General features: G+C 59.2%; 19 protein-coding genes. 14 read left to right on the top strand and 5 right to left on the bottom strand.

The genetic code is table 11. From position 1 onward, the window contains the following. Positions 1-67 precede the first annotated feature (67 nt). Entirely contained in the window at positions 68-718 is a 651-nt protein-coding gene (locus HW554_RS08965) for a beta/alpha barrel domain-containing protein (RefSeq protein ID WP_246285163.1), read from the top strand. 76 nt (positions 719-794) lie between these two features. Here HW554_RS08965 and HW554_RS08960 read toward each other — a convergent pair whose 3' ends face one another. Both HW554_RS08960 and HW554_RS08955 read right to left on the bottom strand, forming a co-directional pair. Next, on the bottom strand, positions 795-2,177 hold the full coding sequence (locus HW554_RS08960) for an NAD(P)/FAD-dependent oxidoreductase (RefSeq protein WP_176908244.1): 1,383 nt from the start codon (positions 2,175-2,177) through the stop codon (positions 795-797). A 124-nt stretch (positions 2,178-2,301) separates the two neighbouring features. Further along, positions 2,302-2,982, bottom strand: a complete 681-nt coding sequence (locus HW554_RS08955; protein WP_176908243.1) for a carboxypeptidase-like regulatory domain-containing protein — start codon at positions 2,980-2,982, stop codon at positions 2,302-2,304. A gap of 127 nt (positions 2,983-3,109) precedes the next feature. Between HW554_RS08955 and HW554_RS08950 the strand changes: the two genes are divergently transcribed. The 6 genes from HW554_RS08950 (at position 3,110) to pruA (ending at position 8,096) form a co-directional block, all read left to right on the top strand. After that, complete coding sequence (locus HW554_RS08950) at positions 3,110-3,496, top strand: ArsR/SmtB family transcription factor (RefSeq protein ID WP_176900660.1); 387 nt, start codon at positions 3,110-3,112, stop codon at positions 3,494-3,496. A gap of 92 nt (positions 3,497-3,588) precedes the next feature. Next, positions 3,589-3,915: a (2Fe-2S) ferredoxin domain-containing protein gene (locus tag HW554_RS08945; protein ID WP_176908242.1), complete on the top strand. Its 327-nt coding sequence runs from the start codon at positions 3,589-3,591 to the stop codon at positions 3,913-3,915. A gap of 69 nt (positions 3,916-3,984) precedes the next feature. Then, the gene (locus HW554_RS08940) at positions 3,985-4,680 is read left to right on the top strand and encodes a YjjG family noncanonical pyrimidine nucleotidase (RefSeq protein ID WP_176908241.1); all 696 of its coding nucleotides are present in this window, start codon (positions 3,985-3,987) and stop codon (positions 4,678-4,680) included. A 178-nt stretch (positions 4,681-4,858) separates the two neighbouring features. Further along, positions 4,859-5,407: a nucleoside/nucleotide kinase family protein gene (locus HW554_RS08935; RefSeq protein WP_176908240.1), complete on the top strand. Its 549-nt coding sequence runs from the start codon at positions 4,859-4,861 to the stop codon at positions 5,405-5,407. Between the two features lie 222 nt (positions 5,408-5,629). Continuing rightward, positions 5,630-6,304 (top strand): SOS response-associated peptidase, encoded by a 675-nt coding sequence (locus HW554_RS08930; protein ID WP_176908239.1) that lies wholly within the window; start codon positions 5,630-5,632, stop codon positions 6,302-6,304. A 127-nt stretch (positions 6,305-6,431) separates the two neighbouring features. Further along, entirely contained in the window at positions 6,432-8,096 is a 1,665-nt protein-coding gene (gene pruA / locus HW554_RS08925; RefSeq protein ID WP_176908238.1) for an L-glutamate gamma-semialdehyde dehydrogenase, read from the top strand. A gap of 265 nt (positions 8,097-8,361) precedes the next feature. Here pruA and HW554_RS08920 read toward each other — a convergent pair whose 3' ends face one another. Both HW554_RS08920 and HW554_RS20965 read right to left on the bottom strand, forming a co-directional pair. Next, positions 8,362-9,090 (bottom strand): LytR/AlgR family response regulator transcription factor, encoded by a 729-nt coding sequence (locus HW554_RS08920; RefSeq protein ID WP_176908237.1) that lies wholly within the window; start codon positions 9,088-9,090, stop codon positions 8,362-8,364. Between the two features lie 40 nt (positions 9,091-9,130). Next, on the bottom strand, positions 9,131-10,192 hold the full coding sequence (locus tag HW554_RS20965; RefSeq protein ID WP_176908236.1) for a sensor histidine kinase: 1,062 nt from the start codon (positions 10,190-10,192) through the stop codon (positions 9,131-9,133). A gap of 247 nt (positions 10,193-10,439) precedes the next feature. On the opposite strand from HW554_RS20965, the gene HW554_RS08910 reads away from it, so the two are divergent. Beyond that, positions 10,440-11,300, top strand: coding sequence for a DUF5694 domain-containing protein (locus HW554_RS08910; protein ID WP_176908235.1), 861 nt, complete (start codon positions 10,440-10,442; stop codon positions 11,298-11,300). A 29-nt stretch (positions 11,301-11,329) separates the two neighbouring features. Here HW554_RS08910 and HW554_RS20835 read toward each other — a convergent pair whose 3' ends face one another. Next, positions 11,330-11,464, bottom strand: coding sequence for a hypothetical protein (locus HW554_RS20835; RefSeq protein WP_262889890.1), 135 nt, complete (start codon positions 11,462-11,464; stop codon positions 11,330-11,332). A gap of 187 nt (positions 11,465-11,651) precedes the next feature. Between HW554_RS20835 and HW554_RS08905 the strand changes: the two genes are divergently transcribed. The 6 genes from HW554_RS08905 (at position 11,652) to HW554_RS08880 (ending at position 15,581) form a co-directional block, all read left to right on the top strand. Next, positions 11,652-12,044 carry an NADH-quinone oxidoreductase subunit A gene (locus HW554_RS08905; RefSeq protein ID WP_176908234.1) on the top strand — a complete coding sequence of 131 codons (393 nt, stop codon included), beginning with the start codon at positions 11,652-11,654 and terminating at the stop codon, positions 12,042-12,044. A gap of 77 nt (positions 12,045-12,121) precedes the next feature. Then, on the top strand, positions 12,122-12,676 hold the full coding sequence (locus tag HW554_RS08900; protein ID WP_317170857.1) for an NADH-quinone oxidoreductase subunit B: 555 nt from the start codon (positions 12,122-12,124) through the stop codon (positions 12,674-12,676). Between the two features lie 87 nt (positions 12,677-12,763). Next, positions 12,764-13,327: an NADH-quinone oxidoreductase subunit C gene (locus HW554_RS08895; protein WP_246285162.1), complete on the top strand. Its 564-nt coding sequence runs from the start codon at positions 12,764-12,766 to the stop codon at positions 13,325-13,327. Positions 13,328-13,441: 114 nt separating this feature from the next. Beyond that, entirely contained in the window at positions 13,442-14,710 is a 1,269-nt protein-coding gene (locus tag HW554_RS08890; protein ID WP_176908233.1) for an NADH-quinone oxidoreductase subunit D, read from the top strand. A 19-nt stretch (positions 14,711-14,729) separates the two neighbouring features. Next, entirely contained in the window at positions 14,730-15,299 is a 570-nt protein-coding gene (locus HW554_RS08885) for an NADH-quinone oxidoreductase subunit NuoE family protein (RefSeq protein ID WP_176908232.1), read from the top strand. Between the two features lie 12 nt (positions 15,300-15,311). Beyond that, entirely contained in the window at positions 15,312-15,581 is a 270-nt protein-coding gene (locus HW554_RS08880) for a hypothetical protein (RefSeq protein WP_176908231.1), read from the top strand. Positions 15,582-15,590 lie beyond the last annotated feature (9 nt).

The following is a 15,590-nucleotide window of genomic DNA, read 5'->3' as shown; positions in this document are numbered from 1 at the left end:
CGGGCCCATCTGGCTGACCGTTCGTGCCGCCAGAACGTAAACCCACTAGCTAATCCTCGCACTTCCTATGGCTTCATTCTCTTCGGCCCACATGCTGGCCCAGGCCCGGCAGCACCCGCTAATTCCGGTTTTCTACCACGCCTCCGAGGAGTACGCCCGCACGGTGCTGGCAGCCGGGTACGCGGCCGGGTTGCGGCTGTTCGAGTTTACCAACCGCGGAGAGGATGCGCCCGCCATATTCGCCCGGCTCCAGCGCTACGTGGAGGCCGAATACCCCGATTTACTGCTGGGGGCCGGCACCATCTACACGCCCGAAGAGGCCGGCCGCTTCATTGAGGCCGGTGCCGACTTCATTATCCAGCCCATCACCAGTCCCGAGGTAGCTGCCATCTGCCGCAGCCACGACTTGGCCTGGCTGCCCGGCGCCCAGACGCTGAACGAGGTGTACGCTGCCCACCAGTTGGGTGCCACGCTGGTCAAGCTGTACCCCTCGGCTTACCTCACGCCCGCCTACCTGGCCATTCTGCGCGGCCCGTTGCCCCACGTGCCCCTTATGGCCACCGGCGGCATTCAGCCCACCGTGGCAACGATGGCCGAGTGGCAAACAGCCGGCGCTACCTGCGTGGGCCTCGATGCCCGCCTGCTTGATACCACCGAACCCGCCAAGCTTACGGCGCACCTACAGGAGCTACTAGCGGCGCTACGACCGGCGGGGTAGTCGGACTTGCTTCCATAGCAAAGGCCTCTATCTGGTTGGACAGAGGCCTTTGCTATGGAAGCAAGTCCGGTTATCATTAGCCACCCACCACCGGGGCTTCGGGCGACGGGACGGGCGGAATGTAGCTAGCGGTGGCGGCTTTGTGCTCGGCCGCTTTCACGCCGGTTACTTCGTCGAAATCGTGGCGCTTGAAGGGGCGGATGATAAGGCGCAGGGCCTTGTCGGAGCTGAAGTAGCTGATGGCCCAGCTGATGAGCGTAACGGCCTTGTTGCGGAAGCCCACCAGCGTCATCAAATGCACAAACAGCCAGGTAAGCCAGCCCATGAAGCCGCCGAAGTGCAGGTCGCCGGGCAAGTCGACGACGGCCCGGTTGCGGCCTACAATGGCCATGCTGCCTTTGTTGGTGTACTTAAACGGCTGCAGCTCCTCGCCCCGGAGCAGCCGCTCTAGGTTGGCCGCCAGCTGCTCGGCCTGCTGAATGGCCACCGGGGCCAGCATGGGGTAGCCGCGGGGCATTTCGGTAGTTTCCATGTTGGCCACGTCGCCGATGGCGTACACGTTGCGCAGGCCCAGCACCCGGTTCTGGGTGTCTACGCCCACGCGCTTGTTGCGGGCCACCACGTTTTCGGGCAGGCCGTCGAGGGCCGCCCCGTTCACGCCGGCCGCCCAAATCAGGTTCTGGGTACGGATAAATTCGGTATCGGAATAGTAGATACGGCCGTTTTCGTAGCGCTGGGCGTGGGTGTTGAGGCGCAGGTGAATGCCCATCTCTTCGAGGTAGTGCTTGGCCTGCACCTGCGACTCCTTGCTCATCGGCCCCAGCACTTCAGCCCCCGCCTCAATGAGGTAGATTTCCATCTGCTTGAGGTCGAGCTCGGGGTAGTCTTTGGGCAGCACATCCTTGCGCATTTCAGCCAGCGAGCCGCATATTTCGACGCCCGTAGGGCCACCGCCCACTACTACCACATTCATCAGGGCCTGGCGCTGGGCCGGGTCTTCGGTCAGGATGGCCTTCTCGAAGTTCTGAAACAGGTAACTGCGCAAATTCAGGGCGTTAGGCACGCTCTTGATCTGCATGGCATTCTGCTCGATGCTGTCGAGTCCGAAGAAGTTGGTCAGCGAGCCGGTCGCCAGTATCAGGTGGTCGTATCGAATCTCCCCGATGTTGGTTTCCAGTACGTTACGCGCCGTATCGACCCGCTCCACATCGGCCATGCGGAAGAAAAAATTGGTCTGACCGGCAAAAATCTTCCGAATCGGATAGGCGATGCTGTCGGCTTCGAGGGCACCAGTAGCCACCTGATACAGCAGGGGCTGGAAGTTGTGGTAGTTATTCCGGTCGATGACGACGACCTGCACCGGCAGCTCCGCCAAGTCTTTGGCCAGCCGGAGCCCGGCAAAGCCGCACCCGATGATGACGATGCGGGGCTGGGTGGTTTGCGGCAGGTTGGTATCCATAAACAGGAGAATGCGTGAGGTCAAACACTTCCTTTACCAGGAAACGGCCGGCAGGGTTATGGTTGGTGAGATGATAAATGGAACGTCATTTCAGCGCGAAGCGAAGAATGCCTTTACTCTTTCCCTAATAATCTATGCCTTCTTTCTTCTTGAACTCGCCGGATTTTACCTGCTTGATGAGCTGCAGCCAGCTGAAGGGGTTGAGCAGCGGGTTGTTGGTAGCCGGCGTGGCGCCAAAACCCATACGGCGCTGCTGGTCCTGCTGCTGGGCCTGCATGGCTTGGCGGTAGTTGCCCATGCTGGTAACGGGCAGCGTGTTAAACATGCGGCGCATGGTTTGCTCGTTGAGCTTTTCGGCGGCCGAACGGTCGTTCTCCGAAGGGGGCTTCATGGCCAGAAACGCCTCCTTGAAGGCCCGCTCGGTGGCATAGGGAAAAATGCGGACTTCGGGCAGAATGGTGGCGTCTTCCTGCAGCTGCACAATAACCGAGTAGCTCTGGCGCGGGTAGGTTTCGGGCACGATAACGTACTGGTTACGGTAGCCCAGGCTGCGGATCACGATACTGTCGCCGGCCAGCACGGGAAGCGAAAAGTAGCCGTACTCGTTGCTGGACGTGCCGCGCCCGGCCTTGGGCACGAAGATGGCCGCGCCGGGCACGCCCAGCAACGAGTCGCCGGAGGCCACAATGCCGGTGAACTGCACGACCGGCCGCTGGCCCTGGGCCTGAGCCGCACCGGGCGTCAGCAGCAGGCCCAGGGCCAACAGCAGCGCCGTAAGCAGAAAATAAACTCGAACCGAACTCAAAGCGGGCAGATAAGTCATTAGGAATACCAAAGATACGGCACTTTCGGGGGCTGCTGGCGGGTTTGGCTTAAATTCGGGCCGGCGCCGGGGTTCGGTGGCCGCCCTTGTCTCCCGCTTTCGCCTAAAGATGCGTCTCAAACACTTTACCGTTGCATTTGGCCAGCAAGTATTCAAGGCCCTGGCCGACGAAAGCCGGGTGCGCATCCTGCATCTGCTGTGGCGCAACCAGGAAATGTGCATTTCTGATCTGGAACAGGTGCTCGACTTCTCCCAGACCAAAACCTCGCGCCAGTTGGCCCACCTGCGCAGCGCCGGCCTCGTCAGCTCCCGCCGCCTCGATAATTGGGTGTTCTACTTCATCAAAGACGAAGCCCTGGATTTATTGCGCCAGCTGCTGGGTTACATGGAGCGCGACGCCCAGCTGACGCAGGACCAGAAAATCTACCAGACCCTATGGTCGAACCGCGAGCTGGCTGCGTACAAGCTCCAAAACCGCCGCTGGCAAGGCCAGTAGTACGGAGTAGTTGGTAGTGAGCGGGAAGTCGTACTCACGGAGGTTTCCGCGGAATACCAACTACTCACGATCAACTTTCAATAGAATCAAGCGTGAAATCAGTTGATAAGGCGGCCCGGGTGTTTGTGTGCGCGGCCCAGAAGGACGAAATCGGCCGCGACGTGGCCAAGGCCCTCAAGCAGGAGCTGAAAACCCAGGGCCTAAAAACCAGGCTACTGGACGGCGAGAAGCGCAAGGTGCGGGTGCAGACCTGCAACTGCCTCGATTTGTGCAAGCAGTGCAAAAAGGGCGCCGGCGCGGCCCTTATCATCTATCCCGAAGGCGTAGCCTACGGCGACGTGCGCCCCCGCGACGCCGCCGAAATCGTACGCGAACATCTGGGCGAGGGCCGGGTTGTAAAACGGTTACAGCTTGATTGATTGCCTATTATACATCCGGCCGCATTGGCTCCTTATCCATTACTCACCTTTCGCCTTAGCACTCAACCAGTGAAATACCGCCACCTCTTCTTCGACCTCGACCATACGCTGTGGGACTTTGAAGCCAACGCCGACCAAACCCTGCGCCACCTGTATGAGGAGCACGACCTGAGCCGCTACGGCACCTTCACGGTCGAGGAATTTATTCGGGTATACTCGGATATCAACCATGGGCTGTGGCGACTGTATCAGAACGGCAAAATCGGGCAGCAACAGCTGCGGGCCACCCGGTTTCCGCGCACGTTCAGCAAGCTGGGCCTCGCGGAGGCCGATTCGCCGGCCGATATGTCGGAGCAATTCACCGATATTCTGCCCCTTAAATCGGCCGTATTCCCGCACACCCACGAGGTGTTGGACTATCTGCGCGACAAGGGCTACGAGCTGCACCTAATCACCAACGGCTTCCGCGACGTGCAGCACGTAAAGCTGCAGTCTTCCAACCTGACCGACTACTTCCGGGAGATAGTGACGTCGGAGTGCTGCGGCCACCTCAAGCCCGATACGCGCATTTTCCAGCACGCGCTGGAGCGTAGCGGCGCCACCGCCGCCGAGAGCCTGATGGTGGGCGACAACCTGGAGTGCGACGTGCTGGGGGCCTACAACGCCGGCCTCGACCAGGTGTATTTCAACCCCGACAAACGCCGCCACTTCAATCAGGTAACCTACGAAATCAGCTGCCTGAGCGAGTTGAAGGGGTTCTTGTAGGCCAAGAAGCAGGGTAGAAAACCAGAAGAACGTCATGCTGAGCTTGCCGAAGCATCTCTACCGCAATGCTGATCCCGACGGTTGCAACGAAGCGGTAGAGATGCTTCGGCAAGCTCAGCATGACGGTTCGATTACTTCTAGGCACTTCCTAAACATCTCTGGCTACTACCTTTGCCAGATGGTAAAACTAATCGGTTTTTCGGGTCGGCGGGGCAGCGGCAAAGACACGGTTGCCCGGCTCATGCAGCAGTTGCAACCCGAGCGCAAGTGGCACATCCGCTCGGTGGGCGAGCCCATAAAAGAGGTGTGCGCGGCGCTGGCCGGCGAAGGCACCGCGCCCTACTTTTCGCAGCCCGGCAAGGCCGAAATGCTGCCCGCCTTCGGGCGCACCCGCGGCGAGATGCTGCAGCAGGTGGGCCTGGCGCTACGCCTCTGGGAGCCCGATATCTGGGTGCAGGCGTTCTTCTCGAAGCTCCCCACCGACCAGCATACCCTCATTCCCGACGTACGCTTCCCCAACGAAGCCGACCTCATCCGTAGCCGCGGCGGCCTGATGCTGCGCGTGGAAGGCGACCCGCTCCACCAGCGCGGCGACGGTACCCGCGACGACGCCCACCCCAGCGAAACCGCCCTCGACGGCTACCCCCACTTCGACGCCGTACTCCACAACACGGGCTCCAAAACTGACCTGGAACGGCAGGTGCGGGAGCTGCTGACGCGGGTGTAGACTCAAGTGGCTAAACCAAGTTAGGAGGGCGCTGTAGGGGCGGGGCTTGTGCCCACCCGCCGTTGAACGGAACCGTTGCAGTGGCGTGAACGGCGGGCGGGGACAAGCCCCGCCCCTACAGCGCCCTCCCGACTTACTCTGAATGACGTTCTGCCCAGCAACCGATAACGCCCTTTCGCCTCAGTGCGTAAACGGACCCTCCCATCTCATCCTCCCTTGATTATGTGCGGACGTTACTCGCTGATTTCCCCTGCTGGCCTGCTGAAAGAACGTTTCGGGGCCGAACTGGCCGAAGATTTTGCCCCGACTTACAACGCCGCGCCTTCCCAACACCTGCCCGTGATTACCAACGCCGCGCCCAGCCAGGTGCGGCTGATGCAGTGGGGCCTGGTGCCGGCCTGGGTGAAGGACCGCACCAGCGGCCCCCAGCCCATCAACGCCCGGGCCGAGACGCTGGCCGAAAAGCCCTCGTTCCGGCAGCTGCTCCAGCGGCGGCGCTGCCTGGTGCTGGCCGACAGCTTTTATGAGTGGCAGCAGAAGGAAGCCCACGGCCTGCCACCCAAAACGCCCCACCGCATCCTGCTCACATTGGGGCAGCCTTACGCCTTTGCCGGCCTCTGGGACGAGTGGCTCGACCGCGCCACCGCCGAAATCCTGCCCACCTTCACCATCGTCACCACCGAGCCCAACGCCCTGATGGCGCCGCTACACCACCGCATGCCCGTGATTCTGGAAGGGCCCGAAGCTGAACACAACTGGCTGAGCGACACCATATCAGCCGCCGACCATCAGGCCTTGCTCCGCCCCTACCCCACCGAACTGATGCGTGAGTACGTTATCAGCAAGCTGGTGAACTCGCCGGCCCACAACGAGCCGGCCGTGCTGGAGCCAGCATAGTTTAGTTGTCAGCATACGCGGGAACAGACTAACAACTGACAACCTACAACTGATAACAAGGCAATAATCCTGAAGCCTTACCTTTGTAGTATAGCCCTCCACCCCACCATTAAAACCCCTTCGTTCTATGGCCAACGCCTTTTTTAACGTTCCGCTGCCGATTAACGAGCCCGTGAAGGGCTACGCGCCCGATTCGCCTGAGCGCATTGAGTTGCTCAAGACGCTCAAGGAGTTCAAGCAGCAGGAGCGCGATATTGCCATGCACATTGGTGGCCAGGAAGTACGCACTGGCAAGCTTGTGCGCATGAGCCCGCCCCACGACCATAAGCACACGCTGGGCCATTTCCACCGCGGCGACGCCTCGCATGTGCAGCAGGCCATTGATGCCGCGCTGGCCGCTCGCACCGAGTGGGCCGAACTGCCCTGGGAGCAGCGGGCCGCCATTTTCCTGAAAGCGGCCGACCTGCTGGCCGGCCCCTACCGTGCCCGCCTCAACGCGGCCACCATGCTGGGCCAGAGCAAAAACGCCTTCCAGGCTGAAATTGACGCCGCCTGCGAATTCATCGACTTCCTGCGCTTCAATGTGCATTACATGAGCGAGCTGTACAAGCAGCAGCCCGCTTCTATGCCCGGTATGTGGAACCGCCTGGAGCACCGCCCCCTGGAAGGCTTCATCTTCGCCCTCACGCCCTTCAACTTCACGGCCATTGCCGGCAACCTGCCCACCTCGGCGGCCATGCTCGGCAACGTCACGGTCTGGAAGCCTGCCGACACCCAGATTTACTCGGCCCAGGTGCTGATGGAGCTGTTCAAGGAAGCCGGCGTGCCCGATGGCGTCATCAACCTAGTATATGTAGACGGCCCGACGGCCGGCAACGTCATTTTCCAGCATCCCGACTTCGCGGGCATCCACTTCACGGGCTCGACCGGCGTGTTCCAGCACATCTGGAAGACGATTGGCGAGAATATCAGCAAGTACAAAACCTACCCGCGCATCGTGGGCGAAACCGGCGGCAAGGACTTCATCGTGGCCCATAAATCGGCGCACGCGAAGGCCGTGGCCGTGGGCATTTCGCGCGGGGCGTTCGAGTATCAGGGCCAGAAGTGCTCGGCGGCTTCGCGAGTGTACCTGCCTTCGAACCTGGCCGACGAGATTCTGGGCTACGTGAAGGAAGACCTCGCCTCGTTCAAAATGGGCGACGTGGAGGACCTCTTCAACTTCATCAACGCGGTTATCGACGAGAAGTCGTTCGATAAGCTGGCCAAGTACCTCGACGCCGCCAAGGCCGACAGCAGCGTGGAAATCATCGCCGGCGGCGGCTACGACAAGTCGAAGGGCTACTTCATCGAGCCCACCGTCATCGTGACCAAGGACCCCAAGTACGTGACCATGTGCGAGGAGTTGTTCGGGCCAGTGGTAACGGTGTATGTGTACGAGGCCGACAAGTTCGAGGAAACCCTGGAGGTAGTCGACCAGACTTCGCCCTACGCCCTCACCGGCGCTGTTTTCTCGCAGGACCGCTACGCCATCGACCTGGCTACACGCAAGCTGGTGCAGGCCGCCGGCAACTTCTACATCAACGACAAGCCCACCGGCGCCGTGGTGGGCCAGCAGCCCTTCGGCGGCGCCCGCGCTTCGGGTACCAACGACAAGGCCGGTTCCATCCTCAACCTGCTCCGTTGGGTGTCGCCGCGCACCATCAAGGAAACCTTCGTACCCGTGGTAGACTACCGCTACCCATTTTTGGGCGCCGCTCCGGCCGAGGATCTGAACCGGGATAAAGGCATCTAGAACGCTGCATCGCCATCTGCCTGAAGTGAAAACGGCCGCCCTGAATAGGGCGGTCGTTTTGCGTTTCAAACGTAATCTGGATAGAACTGGTGGCTCATGATTTCTACTTAGGTCTTAGCATGCTTGAGAATTGCCATGTTGAGCTTGCCGAAGTATCTCCACCGTTTTGCCAGGGGCTTTTCTAACCAAGCGGCAGAGATGCTTAGACAAGTTTACCATGACAGAAACCCTGTTTTAATAAACTTACAAACACGCTCTTAGCTGTTCAACGAATAAGCTGGTACAGTTGCTCGCGGTAGGTTTCACTGACCGGAATTTCCTTGTCGCCGATGTAAATCGTGTTCCCATCGACCATGCGGATTTTGCTGAGCGACACGATGTATGACTTATGCACCCGCAGAAACTGTGGCTGGGGCAGGGTTTCAATCAAGTCCTTGAGCGTGTGATAGGTCACCAGCCGCTGCCCCGGTAACTGGATAGCTACGTAGTTGCTTAGACCCTCGATGTAAAGAATATCGGCGTACTCGACCCGCAAAAACTTGTTCTTGCTTTCGCCCTTCACGAACATATGATCGGCTGGTGCGGGCGGGGGCAATGCCGGGGCGGCGGGCGGCGCGAGGACCGCAACAGGTACCGAGCCGGGTAGCAAGACCAGTGCCTTCTGGGCGGCCTTAAAGAACCGCTCGAACGACACGGGTTTGAGCAGATAATCGACCACGTCGTTTTCGTAGCCGTCGAGCGCGTACTCAGGGTAGGCGGTGGTGAGGACGACCCGGCACTTATTGCCCGCAAGCTTGAGGAATTGCAGCCCCGTCAGGCGAGGCATCTGGATATCAAGAAATACCAAATCTACCGTCCCCTGCTGCACCAGCGTGAGGGCCTCTATGGGTTTGGTGGTAGTGCCCACCAGCGTCAGGAATGGTGTTTGGCTGATGTAATCGGCCATAATAGCCAGGGCTGGCGTTTCATCATCAACAACGAGGCAACGAATCATAGTGGGGATTATGAGTATGGCGCTTCTCTGGCAGCAAGCTTCAGGCGGGAACCAAGTTTGGAACGGCAACGGTGCTGCCGGGATGGTTCGCAATACCTACGGTGGCAAGTTGCAGGGAAGTAACGAAATGTGCTTCCGTTGCCGTTACATGCAGCGTATGGCACCCCGGATACAGTAGTTCCAGCCGCCGCCGCAGATTGGGCAGGCCCACCCCGGTCGTGGCGTCTTTATGGTCGTTGGGGGCTAGGGGTTGGTTGCGGACTTCAAACTGCATCCAGCCGGGGCTCAGGGCCAAACGGATACGGACGGGGTGAGCAGAGTCGTCGAGGGTGCCATGCTTGAGGGCATTTTCCACGAACGGGATGAGCAGCAGCGGGGCAATGCGGAGGCCGGTAGGGTCGCCGGCAAGCTCGAAATCCACAAAAAACTGTTCGGCGAAGCGCAGCCGGTGCAGGTCGAGGTAGTTGCGCAGGTAATCTATTTCCTCGCTTAGCAGCACTTGGCCGTCGGGGGTGTCGCGAAGCATGTAGCGCATTAGGTCGGCCAACTTGAGCAGGGCCCCGGCCAGTGGCTTAGACACGGGGTAGGCCAGCCCATAGAGCATATTGAGAGTATTGTAGAGAAAGTGGGGGTTGATCTGGGTTTTGAGGAAGGCCATTTCGCTGGCTCGCTTCTCACCCCGCAGCAGCTGGTTCTCCTGCTCTTGGCGCAGAGCCGCCTGGGTAGCCCAGATGGCCGCGCTAATGACCAGCACAGGAATAGCGAAGTATATATTATCACCGATGTAGTAGCCAATCCGATAGGCAGTGCTTCCGCTCAAACGGTAGTTACCGAAGCCTAATATGGCCGGAAACAGCACTTCCTCAATGAGCGCCCGCAGTCCGACAAACAGCGCCACCACGCCCGCTAATGCCTCTGCCAGCGACCAGCCCCGCCCCGAGCGCAGCCGCCGCGGGTACACTACCAGATAACAGAGGTAGAACTCCAGCATCCGGATGAACAGCATGGAGCCCGAAAGCCAGATAACTTGGTTGGTAGGGGTACGCCCCCCTACGAAAAGCCCGATAAAGGTGTAGATGCCATAGAAAAGCCAAACTAGCACATGCGGGTAAAAGGACGTTTTCGGCGCTTGATGATTAACCATAGGGGTAGGGATGTAAGCCTCAAACCTACACTGACTCACCCGCTGCTCCTAGTTTATTATGCCACTGCCCTGGTTCGTAATGCGAACCAGGAAAACCGACTTTTCGGGCAATGGCAGCAGGTTTGGGGGCGTTGGCATAATCTTTTTTCAGGGGCCAGACTACGAGTTCACCTTTGACTCAGCCTTTCACCAACCCCAAATTCCGATGCGCTTCACTTCTCCCTCGATTCTACTACTGCTTAGTTGCCTGCTGTCGGGCTCCAGCGCCTACGCCCAAAGCAAGCCGGCCGAATTGCTACTCATCGGCAGCTTTCATTTTCACAACCCCGGAGCCGACGTGGCCAAAATGGCTGACGTTGATGTGCTGACGCCCAAGGCCCAGGCCGATTTAGAGACGATAACCAGCCAGATAGCCGCTTTTGGACCCCAAAAAGTATTTGTAGAGTGGGAGCAAAAAGGCCAAGCCGAGCTGGACGAACTATACGCCCGCTACCGTAGTGGCCAGTACGAATCCTATATTCGGGGCAGATACACCAAGCCTTCCACGCTCAATTTCTACCTCAAAAACGAAATCATCCAACTCGCCTTCCGGACTGCTAAAAAAGCCAACCTGCCGCGGGTTTATGGGCTCGACTACGTGAATACCAGCTTTCCTTACGACAGCGTCAGGCAGAGCATCAAAGTGGCGGGCCAAACCGCGCTGCAACAAAACCTCGACGCAATCTTCAGAGCGTTTGAAGCCGACTTCGCGCGCAAAGCCCAGACGTTTACACTCCGGCAGCTGCTACTCGACTTTAACACGCCTGCCAGCCTGACGGCCAACAAGGGTATGTATTTAGAGGTGTTCAACCGTGCCGGAGCAGTCGACAATTTCGTCGGGGCGTTTTTGGTGTCGGAGTGGTACCGTCGTAACCTGTATATGTACGCTATCCTCCAGAAAACTGTAGCGCCCACCGACGAGCGGGTGATGGTGTTAGTAGGGGCCGGCCACGCCGCCATGCTGCGCGACTTTGTGCCCTATGACCAGCGCTTCCGCCTTAAAGAAGTCCATGAAGTAATCCGCTAGTCTTCTTGCCCAAAGCCAGAACGGCCGCCTCACCTGGGGCGGCCGTTCTGGCTTTCCATCCCGGCGCTGTCGTCCGTCACCAACAGGATGCCCAAGTCAGCATACATATCGGCCGGCAACAACAGGGTATCCACTTCGGGTATTTCTACAGCTTCGTCGAGCATTGTCAGCATCTGGTGCTGCCAGTCGGCGTTTTCAGCACGGGGCCGGGCTGGGGCATTTCGGGCGGGGTTTGGTTGGGTGAAAAATATGCCAACCACACCCCTGCCCGCTTTCATCTTTGTTCCCAACTGCGAAGGGCCTACCTTTGCCTCCCATGCCGTCGAAAACGGCCTTTTACCCGTTGCTGCCATGCTGCTCGCCGTTCCTGTCCAATACCAGCCCCAGGATTTCCTCCCCATTATCGTCCAGTTCGTGCTGGCCATAGCCTTCGTGGCCTTCGCCATGATTGTTTCGCACCTCGTGGGGCCGCGCCGCAAGAGCGTGGTGAAGGACGAGGCGTTCGAGTGCGGCATCGAATCGGTGGGCAACGCCCGCACCCCGATTTCGGTCAAATACTTCCTCACGGCCATTCTGTTCGTGCTTTTCGACGTCGAGGTTATCTTCATGTACCCTTGGGCTGTGAACTTCCGCGCCCTGGGCACCACGGGCTTCTACCAGATGCTTGTATTTCTGACCCTGCTGATGGCTGGCTTCGTGTACGTCATCAAGAAGGGCGTGCTGGACTGGAACGAAAGCCGGTAGGCCAAACTTTTGCCGGCCGGCTCCTGTTGGCCTTAAGTGGATTTACACCACTTTTTCTTCCCTGACTTTCTGTTCTTATGGATACCCGAGTTCCCGAAATCAAGATGGCGGAGGCCCCCGACGGCCTCGAAGGTGCGGGTTTCTTCGCCACCTCGCTGGAGAAAGTAGTGGGCATTGCCCGCGCCAACTCGCTCTGGCCGCTGCCTTTCGCCACTTCCTGCTGCGGCATTGAGTTCATGGCCACCATGGGTTCGCGCTACGACATCTCGCGTTTCGGTTCCGAGCGCCCCTCTTTCTCACCCCGGCAGGCCGACCTGCTGATGGTAATGGGCACCATCGCCAAGAAGATGGCCCCCATTGTGAAGCAGGTGTACGAGCAGATGGCCGAGCCCCGCTGGGTGCTGGCCATGGGGGCCTGCGCCTCCTCGGGCGGCATTTTCGATACCTATTCGGTGCTCCAGGGCATCGACCGCATCATCCCGGTCGACGTGTACGTGCCCGGCTGCCCGCCCCGCCCCGAGCAGGTGCTCGACGGGCTGATGCGCGTGCAGGACCTGGCCAAAAACGAATCCATCCGCCGCCGCAACTCGCCCGAATATCAGGCCCTGCTGGCATCGTACAACATTAAGTAAGCTGTTGGCTGTTAGGTGTTAGCTTCCGTTAGGAGGCTCAGCACAGAAGTTAACAGATAATAGTCAACAGCTAATAGCTCAAAAATAATGGCTGACCAGAACGAATCCATCCCGGCGCAGGAACAGGCAGCGGCCCAGGACCCGGCCACGCAGCAGAACGCACAGCTGCTGGCCCTGCTGCACCGCCTATTTGGCGAGGCTGCCTTCACCGATGTGGAGGAGTCGTATGGCCTGCTGACGGTGACTACCACCCGGGAGCAGATTCACGGCATTATCGCAGGCCTGCAAAAGGACCAGGAGCTGCAGCTCAACTTCCTGACTACTATGTGCGGCGTGCATTGGCCGGAGCAGGAAGGCCGCGAAATGAGCATCGTCTACCACCTGCACAGCCTCACGCGCAACATCCGGTTGCGCCTGAAAATATTCTTCCCCATCGCCGACCCGGTGGCACCTACCCTAACGGATCTGTATTCGTGCGCTAACTGGATGGAGCGTGAGGCCTTCGATTTCTACGGCATTATCTTCCCCGGCCACCCTAACCTGATGCGCATCCTCAACGTCGAGGACATGGATTACCACCCCATGCGCAAGGAGTACGCCCTCGAAGACGGCACCCGCGAAGACAAAACCGACCTGTTCTTCGGACGATAACCCAGTTGTCATGCTGACCAGGGAAGCATCTTATCACGGCTTTCCTCGTCAGATTCAGCAACCCCGCTTGCGCAAACGTGAGAAGATCCTTCGCAAGCTCAGGATGACAATACAATGGCAGTAAACGACACGCTGGAAAGCACCCATAAGATAATCGAGTCGGCGCGGGAGCAGCAGCAGCACCTAAACCCACTGGCCCCGACTGTCAACGACTTCAACCAGGAGCTGACGACCCTTAACTTGGGTCCGACGCACCCGGCTACGCACGGCATTTTCCAGAACATCCTGCAAATGGATGGGGAGCGGATTATCTCCGGCGTGCCCACTATCGGCTACATCCACCGCGCCTTCGAGAAGATTGCCGAGCGCCGGCCCTTCTACCAGATTACCACGCTCACCGACCGGATGAACTACTGTTCATCGCCCATCAACAACTTCGGTTGGCACATGACGGTGGAGAAGCTGCTGGGCGTAGAGGTTCCCAAGCGCGCCCAGTACATCCGCGTTATCCTGATGGAGCTGGCCCGCATCACTGACCACCTTATCTGCAACGGCATCCTGGGCGTGGATACGGGTGCTTTCACCGGTTTCCTGTATTTGATGGACGAGCGGGAGAAAGTGTACGAGATTTACGAGGAAGTGAGCGGCGCCCGCCTGACCACCAACATGGGCCGCGTGGGCGGTATGGAGCGCGACTTCTCCGACATTGCCATTACCAAGCTTCGCACTTGGCTGAAGACCTTCCCGACCGTGATGCGCGAGTTCGAGACGATGTTCAACCGCAACCGCATCTTCATGGACCGGATTGTGGACGTGGGCGCCATTTCGGCCGAACGCGCCCTCAACTACGGTTTCACCGGCCCCAACCTACGGGCCGCCGGCGTCGATTACGACGTGCGGGTGATGAACCCTTACTCCAGCTACCAGGACTTCGACTTCGAAATTCCGGTGGGCACCAAGGGCGACACCTACGACCGGTTTATGGTACGCAACGAGGAAATCTGGCAGAGCCTGCGCATCATCGAGCAGGCGCTGGAGAACCTGCCCGCCGGCCCCTACCACGCCGACGCGCCCCACTTCTACCTGCCCCCCAAGCAGGCCGTGTACCAGAACATGGAAGCCCTCATCTATCACTTCAAGATTGTGATGGGCGAGATTGACGCACCGGTGGGCGAAGTCTACCACTCGGTGGAGGGCGGCAACGGCGAGTTGGGTTTCTACCTGGTTTCCGATGGTGGCCGCACGCCGTACCGCCTGCACTTCCGCCGCCCCTGCTTTATCTACTACCAGGCTTACACCGAAATGGTGGTGGGCCAGACCCTCTCCGACGCCATCGTGACGCTGAGTTCGATGAACGTTATTGCCGGGGAGCTCGACGCGTAGTTTTTCTGAATTGACCCATATGGAATCGACTGCCGTTAAGCCGCAATTCTCTGAAGCCGCTAAGGCCGAGATTGAGCGCATCTGTAAGCAATACCCCGACGACCGCCGCAAGTCGGCTATGCTGCCGGTGCTGCACATTGCCCAGGCCGAGTTTGGCGGCTGGGTAAGCCCCGAAGTGCAGGACATAGTGGCTGAAGTGCTGGGCGTGAAGCCGATTGAAGTGTACGAGGTGTCGTCATTCTACACCATGTTCAACCTCAAGCCGGTAGGCAAGCATGTGCTGGAAATCTGCCGCACTGGCCCCTGCATGCTGCGCGGCTCTGAGGAGCTGACGGCCCAGCTGGAGCGCATCACGGGTGCCAAAGTGGGCGGCCCGGCTTCTGAAGACGGTCTGTTTACCCTCAAAGAAGTGGAGTGCCTGGCCGCCTGCGGCTTCGCCCCCATCGTGCAGGTGCGCGAGCAGTACTACGAGCAGCTCGATACCCCCGAAGCCGTGGATGCCATGCTCACGGAGCTGCGCAACCAGGTGCATCGGCCCGCCCTGCCCTGGGAAGAAACCGGCCTCCCGAACGCACTGGCAAATAACTAATAGGATGCTGCCATGGACGACCGGAATAAAGACCTGCCGCTGATTGTCTCAGAAATTCTCATTGAGATGCACGAGATGAAAGAAGCCCTCAACCGGGTGGCATCTGTTGTTGTAAAACAGCAAGAGCATACGAACAATATGTTCAATACGCTGCTGGATGAGAACCGGAAGAATATGGAGTTCATGACATACTCCATTAACAAAGCCTTGGGACAACAGCAGCAGGTAAGCGCAACTTTTGAGCAGCGCCTGACACAACTGGAAGCTAAATTCAACGGCTAACCACCTACG

Source organism: Hymenobacter lapidiphilus (assembly GCF_013377885.1).
GTDB classification, from domain to species: domain Bacteria; phylum Bacteroidota; class Bacteroidia; order Cytophagales; family Hymenobacteraceae; genus Hymenobacter; species Hymenobacter lapidiphilus.
Note: the sequence above shows the minus strand (reverse complement) of the source record. Positions and strands in the feature narration are given on the sequence as shown.

What these genes read in the sequence shown, in the direction of transcription:
- HW554_RS20835 (WP_262889890.1), bottom strand. Translation starts at nt 11,464, where the DNA reads ATGCTCGACGAAGCTGTAGAAATACCCGAAGTGGATACCCTGTTGTTG.
- HW554_RS08895 (WP_246285162.1), top strand. Translation starts at nt 12,764, where the DNA reads ATGGCTGACCAGAACGAATCCATCCCGGCGCAGGAACAGGCAGCGGCC.
- HW554_RS08950 (WP_176900660.1), top strand. Translation starts at nt 3,110, where the DNA reads ATGCGTCTCAAACACTTTACCGTTGCATTTGGCCAGCAAGTATTCAAG.
- HW554_RS08960 (WP_176908244.1), bottom strand. Translation starts at nt 2,177, where the DNA reads ATGGATACCAACCTGCCGCAAACCACCCAGCCCCGCATCGTCATCATC.
- HW554_RS08880 (WP_176908231.1), top strand. Translation starts at nt 15,312, where the DNA reads ATGGACGACCGGAATAAAGACCTGCCGCTGATTGTCTCAGAAATTCTC.
- pruA (WP_176908238.1), top strand. Translation starts at nt 6,432, where the DNA reads ATGGCCAACGCCTTTTTTAACGTTCCGCTGCCGATTAACGAGCCCGTG.
- HW554_RS08935 (WP_176908240.1), top strand. Translation starts at nt 4,859, where the DNA reads ATGGTAAAACTAATCGGTTTTTCGGGTCGGCGGGGCAGCGGCAAAGAC.
- HW554_RS08910 (WP_176908235.1), top strand. Translation starts at nt 10,440, where the DNA reads ATGCGCTTCACTTCTCCCTCGATTCTACTACTGCTTAGTTGCCTGCTG.
- HW554_RS08885 (WP_176908232.1), top strand. Translation starts at nt 14,730, where the DNA reads ATGGAATCGACTGCCGTTAAGCCGCAATTCTCTGAAGCCGCTAAGGCC.
- HW554_RS08920 (WP_176908237.1), bottom strand. Translation starts at nt 9,090, where the DNA reads ATGATTCGTTGCCTCGTTGTTGATGATGAAACGCCAGCCCTGGCTATT.
- HW554_RS08890 (WP_176908233.1), top strand. Translation starts at nt 13,442, where the DNA reads ATGGCAGTAAACGACACGCTGGAAAGCACCCATAAGATAATCGAGTCG.
- HW554_RS08965 (WP_246285163.1), top strand. Translation starts at nt 68, where the DNA reads ATGGCTTCATTCTCTTCGGCCCACATGCTGGCCCAGGCCCGGCAGCAC.
- HW554_RS08900 (WP_317170857.1), top strand. Translation starts at nt 12,122, where the DNA reads ATGGATACCCGAGTTCCCGAAATCAAGATGGCGGAGGCCCCCGACGGC.
- HW554_RS08930 (WP_176908239.1), top strand. Translation starts at nt 5,630, where the DNA reads ATGTGCGGACGTTACTCGCTGATTTCCCCTGCTGGCCTGCTGAAAGAA.
- HW554_RS08905 (WP_176908234.1), top strand. Translation starts at nt 11,652, where the DNA reads ATGCTGCTCGCCGTTCCTGTCCAATACCAGCCCCAGGATTTCCTCCCC.